This window comes from Geobacillus sp. DSP4a, from assembly GCF_013096875.1.
Classification (GTDB): domain Bacteria; phylum Bacillota; class Bacilli; order Bacillales; family Anoxybacillaceae; genus Geobacillus; species Geobacillus thermophilus.
Genome location: NZ_SDLD01000018.1, coordinates 1 through 12,745 on the forward strand (window position 1 = coordinate 1; position 12,745 = coordinate 12,745).

Below are 12,745 nucleotides of genomic sequence, written 5' to 3' on the forward strand. Positions count from 1 at the left end.
ACAAAACAGAAAATAGCGGCATATTGTTTTTGAAGTTTGGCTGGATCTGTAGTAAAATGAAAGTGCTCTTGCATGGGGGATCTCTCCTTTCGAATGTTGGGTGACACTTTCATTCTACTGGAGATCCACCAGCAAGGGCTATTTTTATGCTTGATCAAGTTTATCTAGCACCACGGGTATAAAGATATTTTGTTAGTCATTTCCGCCGCTTTGTGCTTTACGGCCGGGGCCGAGCGGCGAGACGCTTTTGAAACGTTTCGCGCCAGCTTGCGGATAAGGCCGGATGGCTGGCGATTTGCTTCATGGCAGCAGCATTGTCGCGCTCATGATAGTAAATGTGATTGATATACGCGATAGACAGCGCCCCCACGCCCCGTTCGACGAGAACGAGCGGCGCGCCCGGCTCTACGACGCCTTCTTGCAAGACGCGGAAATAAAACCCGCTTTTTCCTGTCTGGCAGACGGCTTTCGGCAAATCGGGCAGCTGATGTTTGAACGCCAATTTGGAGCACGGCTGGCGCGGCTGTGACACTTGTACGAGCACCGTGCCGGCGGCATACATGTCGCCAAGACATACATCGTCTTCCGTCAACCCGAGAAGCGTCCAGTTTTCGCCAAACGCCCCCGCCGTAAATGGGCGGCCGTATCGCTCTTCCCAATAGACGAAATGCTCGGACGGATAGGCGCAAATCGCTTTATCTTCTCCTCCGTGATGGACGAGGTCGGCTTGTCCATCTCCAGCCAAGTTGAGCTTGCCGACAGCGACCGGCCCGGCGACCGGCGTTTTGTGAATGCCGGTCACTAGCCGCTCGCCATTTACCTCTATTGTTTTCGGCTTTCCAACATTAATTGAAACAATTTGCATTGGTTCACCCCCATACCGCCTCGGCGATGAGCCGGAAGCTTGCGAGTTTATCCTCGAAGTCGTATGTAATCGTCACGAGCATGATTTCCTCTGTTTCATACGTTTCGCTCAGCCGATACAGCTTGTCTTTGACGCGCGTCGGACTGCCGACGATCATCCGCCGCCGGTTGTCTTCCACCCGTTTGCGCTCATACGGGCTGTACGGATACGCAGCCGCTTTTTCCGGGCTTGGCGTGCCGTTCAGCGCCATCCCTTGCTCGATCATAAGAAGCGACAGATCAAGGCTGCCGGCGATCCATTCCGCTTTTTCATCCGTTTCGGCGCAAATTGCAAACACCGCGACCATTCCGCGCGGCTCGGCCAAATACGGCGATGGAACAAACCGGTCGCGGTACAGCCGCATATAATGTTCGCCGCCTTCCCCGTTGATAAACTGGGCGAACACGTACGGCAGCCCTTTATCGGCTGCCAGCTTCGCCGTTTCCGAACTGGAGCCGAGCAGCCATAGTTCCGGCGGGGACTGCACGATCGGCGTCGCCTTGACGCCATAAAGCGGGTGGACGGGCGGAAGCGCATCGTGCAAATACCCAAGCAAGTCATCGATTTGCTCCCGATAGCGATCCGCTGAACGCGGCCGGCCGTCTTGGAGCGCCATCGTCGCCCGCGGCATGCCGCCGGGTGCCCGCCCGATGCCGAGATCGACGCGGCCGGGATGAAGGCCGGCAAGCACATGGAAGTTTTCCGCCACCTTGTACGGGCTGTAATGCGGCAGCATCACGCCGCCTGAGCCGATGCGGATGCGCGACGTTTTCGCTCCGATGTGTCCGAGCAGCACTTCCGGCGACGAACCGGCAAGGCTGTTTGTATCGTGGTGTTCCGACACCCAAAACCGCTTATAGCCGAGCTGCTCAACGTGTTGGGCGAGCTTGACGGTGTTCTCGAGCGCTTCTTCTGCCGTCATGCCTTCGGCGATCGGCGACTGGTCGAGGACGCTCAGTTGCAGCGCCATTGCGATTCCTCCTTCTTCCGCCGCAGCGGTGGAAATAATGATTAGTTTCTATTATGCGCTGTTTTGCTTCGGTTTGTCCATTCATTTGTCCACCCGTCTAGCAAAAACCGATCCGCCGTCGGCGGATCGGCCAATCTCGTCAAGATGCGCGGCAGTTCACAAGCTGACGGACTGCTTTTGTTCAGCCGCCTGGCGGTCGGGTTTGGGGCCGCGCTTAGGGAAAAAGGAATGAAACAGCTGTCTGACGCTGTCGACGATAAACGAACACCGTTCATACAGCGCCTCTTTTAAACTGTCAAGCTGGCGGGTGACTTTGTACTGCGCGGCCTCTTGCGCTTCAAGCCGTTCGATGACCGTCTCATGGAACACGTGCTGCAGCTCGAACTGCTCGATCAACTTTTGGTACAGTTTTTCCTGCCCTTCGAGGCGGGCGGCCATTCCTTCGGCGAGCTGTTCACGTTCAGCCGTCCGCTGCTCGAGCCGGCGCATCGTGTCGCTTTGCACGGTGAGCGCTTCGATGACGGCCTGCTGCGCCGCTTCTTCTTTGGCCAGCTGCTCTTCCCACCGCAATTGTCGCCTTTCCTCCCGCTCCTGCTGGGCGATGACCGACTGCTCGAGGCGTTCGAGCGTTCCGGCCAAGGCGGCTTGCCCCGCCTGTGCTTCCATAAGCAGCCGCTCGAGGCGGGCGAGCGCTTCCGCCCACTGCCCGCTTTGCGCTTCCTGTTGCTTTTGCCCGGTTTCGGCCGCTTGCTGAAGCGAGGCAACTATGGCGGCCATTTCTTCGTAATAATGGGTTTGGGCTACTTGTCCAGCAGTCACCGTTTGTCCGAGCTCGGACAGCGCCTCGGCAAGCCGTCCGCTTTGCCGCGCCCAGCCGGCCGCAAGCGACTGTTCGAGGCGGGCGAACATGTCCGCCATTTGTTCGCGTTGTTCCGCTTGGTGCTTTTGCCCTTCTTCGATGGCGTCCTCAAGTTGGGCGAGTCGTTCCGCCAACTGATCGAACTGTTGTTTTTGCTGTTCGAGCATTTGTTGCGCGGCGGTGCGGCGATAATAAAACATCGGGTGGGATGCGGGTGGTGCGGCAGCTGGCCCGTACACGCGCGGGGTCATGTGTTTATTCATATAAATCAATGCACAAACGCCTCCTTTCCGTCGTCTATGTGGCATCATATGCCGAGCTGTGCAGTTCGGTTTGGGCGCTGGATTTGTGACACCCGCCTTCCTTTTGATATAATGAAAGAAAATATTGGAGAAAGGGTGTTGTTGATGCCAGCTGTCGAATCGAATATGTTTCCGCTTGGCAAACAAGCGCCCCCGTTTGCCCTCACGAATGTCATCGATGGCAATGTCGTCCGTCTTGAGGATGTGAAATCGGACGTCGCAACCGTCATTATGTTCATTTGCAATCACTGCCCATTTGTCAAGCATGTCCAGCACGAGCTTGTTCGCCTCGCGAACGATTATATGCCCAAAGGGGTGTCGTTTGTCGCCATCAACTCCAACGATGCGGAACAGTATCCAGAAGATTCACCCGAAAACATGAAAAAGGTGGCGGAAGAGCTCGGCTATCCGTTTCCGTATTTGTACGATGAGACGCAAGAGGTGGCGAAAGCATACGACGCCGCTTGCACCCCGGACTTTTACATTTTCGACCGGGATCTGAAATGCGTCTACCGCGGCCAGTTGGACGACTCGCGCCCGAACAACGGCATCCCGGTCACCGGGGAGTCGATCCGCACCGCGCTGGATGCTTTGTTGGAGGGCCGCCCGGTGCCGGAAAAGCAAAAGCCGAGCATCGGCTGCAGCATTAAATGGAAACAAACACTGTAACAATGTGCTTGACTTTTCATTGTGAAGCGGGTATGCTGGAAAAAGCATCATTCGTTCGTTGCGGAATCGCCACCGCCGTGCCGTTGGCTTGCGAGTGCAGCCGGCACGGCATTTTTGTGGCCGCGATCTACTGAACAAATTCACACTGGCGCCGCCTCGGAGCGGCAAGGATGGATGAGAGGAAGGGCTTCCATTGTTTTTGTTTCCTTTCCTTGAGTTTTCGTAATTTATGTTATGTAAACAAAAGGAGAACGAGGAGATGGCAGAAGGGCGATATCGGGTGTTTGTGTATGGCACGCTGCTGACTGGCGAAGAAAACCATGAAGTGGCCGCTCCATACGTTCGCGCCGCGTGTCCAGGGAAAGTAAACGGCCGCTTATACAATGTCGGTCCGTACCCCGCGCTTGTGCTTGGAGAAGAGGGGGAAGTGGAAGGGGAGTGGCTGACGGTGACGGAAGAAGGGCTCAAGGCAATGGATGAGCTCGAGGATTACGTTGAAGGGCGGCGCGATAACGAATACGAACGGGTGTGGGTTCGCGACGCGTGCAAACCGATCGAAGGATATGTGTACGTCTATCCGCCGGAAAAAGCGGCCGGCTTGCCGCTTATTCCGTCCGGATCATGGCGGCGGCGTGAGGAGAAAATGTAACATCTAGAAACAGCCTGTGAGGAACGGTCATCCTCTGGGCTGTTTATTTTTTACATGAATATGAAAACGGTTGCAAAAAATCGTTATAAAAATACAGAAAAATTGCTAAAAAAGTGTTGCCAAACGGCCACTCTTTTTCTATAATAAAAGCATGTTAGAAAAATAAACGTAAGAATGTGAGGTAATGTGACATGTCAAAAACGTTCGTTTCCTCCACCCAAACGGGATTGCTCGAACAAATTAAAGAAACGATCCAACAAAAGAACGTTGAACTTCTTCATTTGCAGTTTGTCGACATCGAAGGGATTTTAAAACATGTAACGGTGACGGCGGAACAGCTTGATGACGTCGTCGAAGGAAAAATCATGTTTGACGGTTCGTCGATCAAAGGATTTTCGCCGATCAACCGCTCCGACTTGTATCTTCTTCCGGATTTGAATACGTTTGCTGTTTTGCCGTGGACGGTCGAGGAAGGCTATGCGGAAGCGCGCTTTCTCTGCTCGGTGACCAATCCGGACGGCACGCTGTTTGAAGGCGATCCGCGCAACGTGTTGAAAAAAACGGTCGAGCGGGCGGCGGAAAAAGGGTATACGATCTCGGTCGGCCCGGAGCTGGAGTTTTTCCTGTTCAAAGCCGATGAAAACGGCAATCCGACGCTCGAGCTCCATGATGGCGGCGGTTATTTCGAACCGTCTCCGAAAGACTTGGGCGAACGCGTTCGCCTTGAAATTTACCGCGCCTTAAAAGCGATGGGCTTTACGATTGAAGCGTCGCACCATGAAGTGGCGGAAGGCCAGCATGAGATCAACTTCAAATATGCCGATGCACTCGGTGCGGCGGACAATGCAACGACATACAAATGGGTTGTCAAAACGATCGCCAGCAAGTTCGGCCTCCATGCGACGTTTATGCCAAAACCGGTGTTTGGCATCAACGGTTCAGGGATGCATGTCAACATTTCCCTCTTCAAAGATGGGGAAAATGCGTTCTTTGATCCGAACGATGCGAACCAGTTGTCAGAAACAGCGTACCAATTCATCGCGGGCTTGCTGAAAAATGTGAAGCACTTTGCGGCGGTTACGAATCCGCTTGTCAACTCGTACAAACGGCTTGTGCCAGGGTATGAAGCGCCTTGCTACATCGCGTGGTCCGCTTCGAACCGTTCGGCGCTTATCCGCATTCCGGCGAAACGCGGCGTTGCGACGCGCGTTGAGCTCCGTTGCCCGGATCCGTCAGCGAATCCGTATTTGGCGTATGCCATCATCGCTGCCGCTGGCCTTGACGGTGTCGAAAAAGGGTTAACCGCTCCAGCACCGGTTGATGAAGATATCTTCCATATGTCGGAAGAACGCCGTGCGGAGCTTGGCATCGACAACTTGCCGGAAAACTTGGGTGCTGCTGTCGCTGCGTTCGAAGAAGGCGAAATCGGCCGCACGACGCTTGGCGAGCACGTATTCAACGAATATGTCGCGTTGAAAAAAGAGGAATGGAACAGCTACCGCACGGCGGTTCATGCTTGGGAAGTCGAGCGGTATCAAGGAAAGTTCTGATCGAAAGCCACCATCCAAAAGGTGTCCCGTCGCCATATTCGGGGCGCCTTTTTTCTGCAGGCAGCTGTTTGTCTTGATGGACGGTCGCGCGGCGCCTTCCGCCCGTCGGCCGCCAAGCTGCCGGCGTTCGCAACGTCATCTTGCGCGTGGGGAGGAAAAGATGACTGCATTTTTTTATATTTTAAATTCATAGTTGACATCTATGAATAATGGGATTTAAATTATAAGTAACACGCTCAACTATTGCAAGCGGAGGGAAACCAATGAAAAAACTGATCGTTTTTGTGTTTGTAGGATTTATCGCCCAGTTGATCGACGGATCGCTCGGAATGGCGTACGGCGTCACCTCGTCGACGCTGCTGTTGACGTTTGGCATCGCTCCAGCTGTTGCCTCGGCGTCTGTTCATTTGGCGGAAGTGGTGACGACAGCGGCGTCCGGCGCCTCTCACTGGAAATTTGGCAACGTCGATCGCGCCATGGTCGGGAAGCTCATTATTCCCGGATCGGTCGGCGCGTTTATCGGAGCATGCTTTTTAAGCAACTTGCCAGGGGATGTGATCAAACCGTATGTATCGTTGTTTTTATTGGCGCTTGGCTTTTACATTATTTATCGATTTTTAGTGTTGAACGGCCGCGCGCCGTCGGCGTCAGGAAAACAGTGGTCCAATAAGCAGCTCGTCCCGCTCGGCTTGGCGGCCGGTTTTCTTGATGCGACCGGCGGTGGGGGCTGGGGGCCGATTGCGACGCCGGTGCTGTTGGCCAATAAAAACATGGAGGCGCGCAAGGTGGTTGGCACGGTCGATACGTCCGAATTTGCCGTTGCCTTGTCGGCAACGCTCGGATTCGTCATTTCACTCGGTTGGGAGCAAGTGAACTGGTATTGGGTGCTGACGCTCATGGCTGGCGGGGTCGTCGCTGCACCGATCGCCGCTTGGCTTGTGCGCAAACTGCCGTCCCATTTGCTTGGAGTGTTGGTCGGCGGGTTGATTATTTTGACGAACGTCCGCACGCTCCTGCACGCTTGGGAGGCGCCTGCGCCGGTGTATCCGACCGTTTATGGCCTCATCGTCATCGGTTGGGCCGCGGCGGTATGGCTGGCGATCCGAAACGGGCGGAAAGGAAAAACAGCTAGTGGGGAGTTGGCGTCGTAAGCATTGGGGGGCGCTTGGCAAACGACAGTGTCTTTCCGTTGGCGGCAGCGTTGGATGCGATCGGGTTGAGCATCAGGGAGCTTGTTCGTGCTGCAAAGGGCAACGGTCGACAGCGCCTGCCCTCAAAAATAGCGCGCGGAGCAGTTGTTGCCCTGTTGACGACAGTTGAAACGAGAAGGTGGCTCTTGCCCTCTGGGCAGGGGCTGCTTTTTTATCAACCCCTGTAGCGGGAAGCCGGTTTCTATGTTAAAATATTCTGCATCATCAACCAAAGGGGGAGAGGGAACATGGCACAGCCGCTTGATCTCGGCCGCCGCATTTCACTCATCGATTTGTATGATTTGCGCATGCCGCGGCGCACCGGTACATACGTGCTTCACGAAGAGAACTTGGCGATCGTGGAAACAGGGCCAAGCCCGTCGGTGCCGCACTTGCTTGAAGGGTTGAAAGCGCTTCGGATCGATCCGGCTGAGATTCGCTATATCATCGTCACCCAACGGTGATCATTCGATTGGCCTGGCCGATTCGGCTGGGTTTCTTTTTTGACGGGAAAGCGAAAATTGGAAAAACAGGAAAAACTGTTTTTGTGTGTTCGGTTTTTAGGCGGATCATTTCGTGAAATCGCGGTGTATATGTTAGAGTGGAAATAAGCGATCCTGATTCCTGTTGGAAAGAGCGTCCATGAGCAAGGGGGAACGGAAGAGTGAAACAGAGGCGGTCCGTCATGCATCACATTGGCGTCGGGCTCATCATCGCATCGTTCGTCGTTTGGGTCATTCCGCCCATCGCGCCATTTTTACCGTTTTCGACTGCGGCCAAAGCGTCGATCGTTGCGGTTGTCATTGTGGCGGCGGAAATCATGTTTTGGATCGGGGCGCTGTTGGTTGGAAAGGAAGCGGCGTCGAAGCTGAAGAAGTATTGGGATCCGAAACATTGGCGAATAAAACGGCGGTTGTCGGATCAAACCAATGATGGCGAACAATGCCAAGACGGATCGCGAGAGATGACAACGATGAAGAAATGAGGTGGTTGCATGCGACGGAGCACAGTTGCGCTTCTCGTAGCCGTTGCCGCCCTGTCCGGAGTGCTTTGGCTTGGCGGCCTGGCATTGGCGGTGCAAGACCAGTTTTTTTCGGCCGCCAAGCCGCCGACGAAAGAACAACGGCCGCCGACGGCTGAAACAAGGCAACATGACGAGAAAATGGATATTGTTGCTCTTGGCGATTCGTTGACGAGAGGAACGGGCGATGAAAGCGGAAAAGGGTATGTCGGCTATATGGTCGATGCGCTTCGCCGGCAAACGGATAAGCCGATCCGTGTGACGAATTTGGCGGTTCGCGGCCTTCGCTCCGACGGACTGCTTCGCCAGCTTGGCCAGCCTGAGATTCAGCGGCAAGTCGCCATGGCGGATCTTATTGTGATGACCATCGGCGGCAACGACTTGTTTCAAGGCGGGGAAGCGTTGAAACTGGATCGAAAGCAGCTGAATGAGGCGAAACGGCGATATGTAGCCAACCTAGACCGCATTTTCGCCGCGCTGCGCCGCTTCAACAGCGAAGCGGTCATTTTTGCGATCGGTTTGTACAACCCGTTTGGCGATTTAGACGATGCCAAATGGACGTCGGCGGTTGTGCGCGATTGGAATTTTGCATCAGCGGAAGTGGCGGCCCGCTATCCGAACATCGTCGCGGTGCCGACGTTTGACTTGTTTGCCTTGCATGTCAATGATTATTTATATAGCGACCATTTCCATCCAAACAAAGAAGGGTACAAGCGGATTGGAGAGCGCGTCGCCTCGCTCATCACGTTGACGGAGGAGGGTGAGCAATGACCAAACAGGTGACGTTAGCGGTCAAAGAGCTGCGGAAAACGATTCGCGGCAAGGAAATTATTAAAGGCATTTCGTTTGAGCTGCATGAAGGGGAAGTATTCGGTTTTTTAGGGCCGAACGGCGCGGGAAAAACGACGACGATCCGCATGCTCGTCGGGCTCATTCGGCCGACGGCGGGGACGGTGGCGATTTGCGGGTATGATCTTCATCGCCAGTTTACCGACGCGATCCGCCAGATCGGCTGCATCGTCGAAAACCCAGAAATGTATCCGTATTTAACAGGCTGGGAAAACCTTGAACATTTCGCCCGCATGATGCCGGGAATTGGTGCAGATCGCATCATGGAAGTGGCGAAGCTCGTCGGGCTGGAACAGCGCATCCATGACCGGGTGGGCACGTATTCGCTCGGCATGCGGCAGCGGCTCGGCATCGCGCAGGCGCTGCTTGGAAAGCCGAAGGTGCTCATTTTGGACGAGCCGACCAACGGCCTTGACCCGGCCGGCATTCGCGAAATGCGCGCCTTCATCCGCTTTTTGGCGGAAACGGAAGGGTTGAGCGTCCTCGTTTCATCGCATTTGTTAAGTGAAATTCAATTAATGTGCGACCGCGTCGCCATTATGGCGAAAGGGCGGCTCTTGGCCGTGGACACGGTTGAGCGGCTGTTAAACCAACAGGCGCGCGTCGTCTGGAAAGCCGCTCCAACGGATCGGGCGCGGGCGCTGTTGGCCGAGGAAACCGAGGTGTTGCGCGCCGATGAAGAGACGATCGTCACGCCATATGAGCCGTCGAGACTAGCCGCTTGGAACGCCAAACTTGTCCAAGCCGGCGTCTCGGTTTCGGAAATTGAACCGCGGCTGCCGACGCTCGAGGACTTGTTTATCGAGCTGACAGGGGGCGAAACGATTGAGTAAGCTCGTGTATAATGAAATGTTGAAAATCGTCCGCAAAAAGCGGCTATGGGTGATCGCCGCCATCATTGCGGTGCTCGTCGCCTTGTTTACATACGCCCAATACCGCGAGACGGAAGAGTTGAGAAAACGGCTTGGCACGACCGACTGGCGGACGCAGCTGCAGCAGCAAATCGTCGATTTGCAAAACCGCTTGCAGTCGCCGAGCATGTCTGAGGAATGGCAGAAATACTTGCAAATCCGCCTCAAGCAGCAGCAGTACTACTTAGAGCACAACATTAATCCGTCCGCCCCTGGAGCGCCGACGTTTATGCGCACGTTTATCGAAAACGCCATCGACTTGTTTTTGCCGCTTTTAGTGATGGTGGTTGCGGCCGATTTAGTGTCGTCCGAGGCAAGCGCTGGAACGATCAAGCTGCTTCTCGTTCGGCCGGTGAAGCGGTGGAAAATTTTGTTGAGCAAATATATCGCGTTGCTCCTGTCGGTGTCGCTCATTATGCTGATGGCGGCGGTGCTGTCGTATGCCATCTCCGGACTCGTGTTTGGATATGGCGGCTTCCGTCTGCCGCTATTGACCGGATTTGTCCAGCAAGGAGAGGATCTCAATACAGCGAATGTCCACATGATTCCGCAATGGAAATACATTTTGATCGAGCTCGGGCTGGCAGCGTTTGTGAGCGTTGTCGTCGGCACACTGACGTTTATGTTTTCCGTGCTGCTTAGGAGCACGGCGGCGGTGATGGGCATCATGCTGGCAGCATTGATTTCTGGCGCGATTTTGTCGAACATGGTGTCGTCGTGGCATTCGGCAAAATATTTGTTTATGGTCAATTTGCGGCTGACGGATTACATAAAAGGAGCGGCTCCGCCGATTGAGGGGATGACGCTTGGCTTTTCGATGGCCGTGCTGGCTGTCTGGGGGCTTGTCGCCCTCATCGTCGCTTTTGTTGTGTTTACGCGGCGGGATGTGTATTGAGAAGGAGAGCAATAAAACCGCGGGGAATCCCCTCGCGGTTGTTTCAACGAGCGTTGCGAACAACTCTTTGGCCTTTTCAAAATCGCCGAGGAGCGAGTATAATATACCTGTGTTGACGTGCGCCTTTGTATTGATAAACAGCTCCCATACGATTAAAATAAAAGCGGTGGCGTATCGGTGCTGCATGAAATTGCCGAACCCGGGAAACGAGAACGAAAAGAAGGCGACAATCAGCGGGTGGCGCAAATGCAAGTGGGTCGTGGTAAACTGCGACAAGTGCGCCCGCCTGCGCCGCGCCGGCGGAATCAGTTTCACGGAGCGTCCCCTTTTCTTGATGCGTTTGATGTGTTTTTAGTATAGGAAAAAAAAGGGGGGCGCTATGCGTTCGGCTGTGGAAAAAACGCGCCTTTTGTCCGTTTTTGTGTGAGCAGCCGCAAAAAAAATAAAAAAACTATTGACTTTCTTATAGAACTCATATAAAATATGAATTGTCGCAAGGGAAAATAAACAAGAGAACGACGGGAAGTAGCTCAGCTTGGTAGAGCACACGGTTCGGGTCCGTGAGGTCGCAGGTTCAAATCCTGTCTTCCCGACCATTATAGACATGGGGCCTTAGCTCAGCTGGGAGAGCGCCTGCCCCGCACGCAGGAGGTCATCGGTTCGAATCCGATAGGCTCCATTTTCATACGGAGGAATACCCAAGTCTGGCTGAAGGGGGCGGTTTCGAAAACCGCTAGGGGTGTCACAGCCCGCGGGGGTTCGAATCCCTCTTCCTCCATTTCTAATATCCATCCTGTCAAATTGTAAATCATGAACCCCTTGATACGACTGCGTTGGCAGTCGTTTTTCATTTTTTTGGGAATCCTTTTGACTTTTCTTCAAATCTTTTAACATGTTCAGCGTCTTATCATCAATCGTAATCGTTCGTTTCGAATCGAAAACACCGTCTCGATGGCATCTTTTTTTTGAATTTATGTATATACTATGTATATACGAAATGAAAGGAGAGAGGTATAGTGGAATTAAACAAACAGAAAGGAGTGTCAATCATGACAATAACAGTTCAAAAATGGGGAAACAGCCTTGCGGTTCGTATCCCAAGCGTGATTGCTGAACGTTTAGCGCTTCATCAAGGATCAGAAGTGGAGGTGATCGTTGAGAACCAAGCGATCAAGTTGATCCCGAAAAAGAAAAAGCCGACATTGGAGGAACTTTTGGCTAAAATCACGCCGGAAAATCGCCATGCTGAAATTGATTTTGGAACAGAAGGGAATGAATTGTTCTGATGCAAGCGCCGGATCGTGGGGATCTTGTTTACGTCAATTTCAATCCACAAGCAGGGCATGAGCAGGCAGGAAAAAGGCCCGGCATCGTTCTATCACCAAAGCGGTTCAATCAATTGACAGGGTTTGCGGTGCTTTGTCCGATCACCCGGCAACAAAAAGGATATCCATTTGAAGTGGAATTGCCATCAGGCTTGGCCGTTGAAGGCGTGATTTTAACCGATCAGGTCAAAAGTTTAGATTGGCGCGCCCGACAGCTTCAAATAGTAGGACGGGCGCCCAATGAAGTTGTTTCGGATTGCTTGGATCTGATTCATACTTTTCTTTCGTGAAAGGCCATTTATATTGGCCTTTTGTTCACTTTTAGCATACTTTTTGCGTACATTTTTGCCCTTCACGCTCCTTGAGGCGGGAGACTTCCTTCGGATATTTTGTTAAAAAGGCAGAATCGAGCAATGAAAAGAAGGCGGATTGTCCCGCCTTTTTGCATGGATTGACACACTGGAGATTATTTTGCACAAATTTTGCACGTGATGAACGAGCATGTCCATTCATCCTTGTATCAATAGTTTTATGGTGGGATTGGAATCCCTCTTCCAACGTCCACCTGCCGAGTGCCGGCAGGTTTTTTGTTTTTTGCGAGCGGTATGGCCGCCATTTTTCAGGCAGATGACTTGCCTGTTTTTCGTTGAA

General features: G+C 53.4%; 14 protein-coding genes, 3 tRNA genes and 1 pseudogene. 15 read left to right on the forward strand and 3 right to left on the reverse strand.

The genetic code is table 11. The features are described 5' to 3' along the window. Positions 1-217 precede the first annotated feature (217 nt). The 3 genes from ETC02_RS07935 to ETC02_RS07945 form a co-directional block, all read right to left on the reverse strand. Positions 218-865, reverse strand: a complete 648-nt coding sequence (locus ETC02_RS07935; RefSeq protein WP_171698178.1) for an MOSC domain-containing protein — start codon at positions 863-865, stop codon at positions 218-220. A gap of 4 nt (positions 866-869) precedes the next feature. Then, positions 870-1,874, reverse strand: coding sequence for an LLM class flavin-dependent oxidoreductase (locus ETC02_RS07940; protein WP_033016728.1), 1,005 nt, complete (start codon positions 1,872-1,874; stop codon positions 870-872). 156 nt (positions 1,875-2,030) lie between these two features. Next, on the reverse strand, positions 2,031-3,005 hold the full coding sequence (locus tag ETC02_RS07945) for a coiled-coil domain-containing protein (RefSeq protein WP_015374768.1): 975 nt from the start codon (positions 3,003-3,005) through the stop codon (positions 2,031-2,033). 135 nt (positions 3,006-3,140) lie between these two features. On the opposite strand from ETC02_RS07945, the gene ETC02_RS07950 reads away from it, so the two are divergent. The 15 genes and pseudogenes from ETC02_RS07950 (at position 3,141) to ETC02_RS08020 (ending at position 12,384) form a co-directional block, all read left to right on the forward strand. Further along, positions 3,141-3,704: a thioredoxin family protein gene (locus ETC02_RS07950; RefSeq protein ID WP_050367214.1), complete on the forward strand. Its 564-nt coding sequence runs from the start codon at positions 3,141-3,143 to the stop codon at positions 3,702-3,704. 259 nt (positions 3,705-3,963) lie between these two features. Next, a complete protein-coding gene (locus ETC02_RS07955; RefSeq protein WP_044744334.1) occupies positions 3,964-4,353 on the forward strand; it encodes a gamma-glutamylcyclotransferase family protein in 390 nt (129 codons plus the stop codon). A 191-nt stretch (positions 4,354-4,544) separates the two neighbouring features. Next, complete coding sequence (glnA, locus tag ETC02_RS07960) at positions 4,545-5,903, forward strand: type I glutamate--ammonia ligase (protein ID WP_050367215.1); 1,359 nt, start codon at positions 4,545-4,547, stop codon at positions 5,901-5,903. Between the two features lie 263 nt (positions 5,904-6,166). After that, on the forward strand, positions 6,167-7,054 hold the full coding sequence (locus ETC02_RS07965; RefSeq protein ID WP_171698179.1) for a sulfite exporter TauE/SafE family protein: 888 nt from the start codon (positions 6,167-6,169) through the stop codon (positions 7,052-7,054). A 287-nt stretch (positions 7,055-7,341) separates the two neighbouring features. Continuing rightward, positions 7,342-7,548, forward strand: a pseudogene (locus tag ETC02_RS07970) (MBL fold metallo-hydrolase); the annotation flags it as partial. Between the two features lie 230 nt (positions 7,549-7,778). Further along, a complete protein-coding gene (locus ETC02_RS07975) occupies positions 7,779-8,078 on the forward strand; it encodes a transporter suffix domain-containing protein (RefSeq protein WP_171698206.1) in 300 nt (99 codons plus the stop codon). 9 nt (positions 8,079-8,087) lie between these two features. Continuing rightward, entirely contained in the window at positions 8,088-8,885 is a 798-nt protein-coding gene (locus tag ETC02_RS07980; protein ID WP_171698180.1) for an SGNH/GDSL hydrolase family protein, read from the forward strand. Continuing rightward, on the forward strand, positions 8,882-9,796 hold the full coding sequence (locus tag ETC02_RS07985) for an ABC transporter ATP-binding protein (protein ID WP_171698181.1): 915 nt from the start codon (positions 8,882-8,884) through the stop codon (positions 9,794-9,796). Before ETC02_RS07980 ends, ETC02_RS07985 begins: the two co-directional genes overlap by 4 nt. Beyond that, positions 9,789-10,769, forward strand: a complete 981-nt coding sequence (locus ETC02_RS07990) for an ABC transporter permease (RefSeq protein ID WP_050368664.1) — start codon at positions 9,789-9,791, stop codon at positions 10,767-10,769. The genes ETC02_RS07985 and ETC02_RS07990 overlap by 8 nt, the downstream gene beginning before the upstream one ends. Before the next feature lie 177 nt (positions 10,770-10,946). Further along, complete coding sequence (locus tag ETC02_RS07995; protein WP_171698182.1) at positions 10,947-11,129, forward strand: hypothetical protein; 183 nt, start codon at positions 10,947-10,949, stop codon at positions 11,127-11,129. A gap of 159 nt (positions 11,130-11,288) precedes the next feature. Further along, positions 11,289-11,365, forward strand: a tRNA-Pro gene (locus ETC02_RS08000). 10 nt (positions 11,366-11,375) lie between these two features. Continuing rightward, positions 11,376-11,448: transfer RNA gene (locus tag ETC02_RS08005), tRNA-Ala, on the forward strand. Between the two features lie 9 nt (positions 11,449-11,457). Beyond that, positions 11,458-11,547 (forward strand) — tRNA-Ser (locus ETC02_RS08010). A 238-nt stretch (positions 11,548-11,785) separates the two neighbouring features. Next, entirely contained in the window at positions 11,786-12,055 is a 270-nt protein-coding gene (locus tag ETC02_RS08015) for an AbrB/MazE/SpoVT family DNA-binding domain-containing protein (protein WP_023634676.1), read from the forward strand. Further along, the gene (locus ETC02_RS08020) at positions 12,055-12,384 is read left to right on the forward strand and encodes a type II toxin-antitoxin system PemK/MazF family toxin (protein WP_011231143.1); all 330 of its coding nucleotides are present in this window, start codon (positions 12,055-12,057) and stop codon (positions 12,382-12,384) included. Before ETC02_RS08015 ends, ETC02_RS08020 begins: the two co-directional genes overlap by 1 nt. Positions 12,385-12,745: the final 361 nt, after the last annotated feature.

Excerpts from the sequence above, each read along its gene's own strand:
- ETC02_RS07935 (WP_171698178.1), bottom strand. The coding sequence starts at position 865 with ATGCAAATTGTTTCAATTAATGTTGGAAAGCCGAAAACAATAGAGGTA.
- ETC02_RS07940 (WP_033016728.1), bottom strand. The coding sequence starts at position 1,874 with ATGGCGCTGCAACTGAGCGTCCTCGACCAGTCGCCGATCGCCGAAGGC.
- ETC02_RS07950 (WP_050367214.1), top strand. The coding sequence starts at position 3,141 with ATGCCAGCTGTCGAATCGAATATGTTTCCGCTTGGCAAACAAGCGCCC.
- ETC02_RS07955 (WP_044744334.1), top strand. The coding sequence starts at position 3,964 with ATGGCAGAAGGGCGATATCGGGTGTTTGTGTATGGCACGCTGCTGACT.
- glnA (WP_050367215.1), top strand. The coding sequence starts at position 4,545 with ATGTCAAAAACGTTCGTTTCCTCCACCCAAACGGGATTGCTCGAACAA.
- ETC02_RS07965 (WP_171698179.1), top strand. The coding sequence starts at position 6,167 with ATGAAAAAACTGATCGTTTTTGTGTTTGTAGGATTTATCGCCCAGTTG.
- ETC02_RS07975 (WP_171698206.1), top strand. The coding sequence starts at position 7,779 with ATGCATCACATTGGCGTCGGGCTCATCATCGCATCGTTCGTCGTTTGG.
- ETC02_RS07980 (WP_171698180.1), top strand. The coding sequence starts at position 8,088 with ATGCGACGGAGCACAGTTGCGCTTCTCGTAGCCGTTGCCGCCCTGTCC.
- ETC02_RS07985 (WP_171698181.1), top strand. The coding sequence starts at position 8,882 with ATGACCAAACAGGTGACGTTAGCGGTCAAAGAGCTGCGGAAAACGATT.
- ETC02_RS08020 (WP_011231143.1), top strand. The coding sequence starts at position 12,055 with ATGCAAGCGCCGGATCGTGGGGATCTTGTTTACGTCAATTTCAATCCA.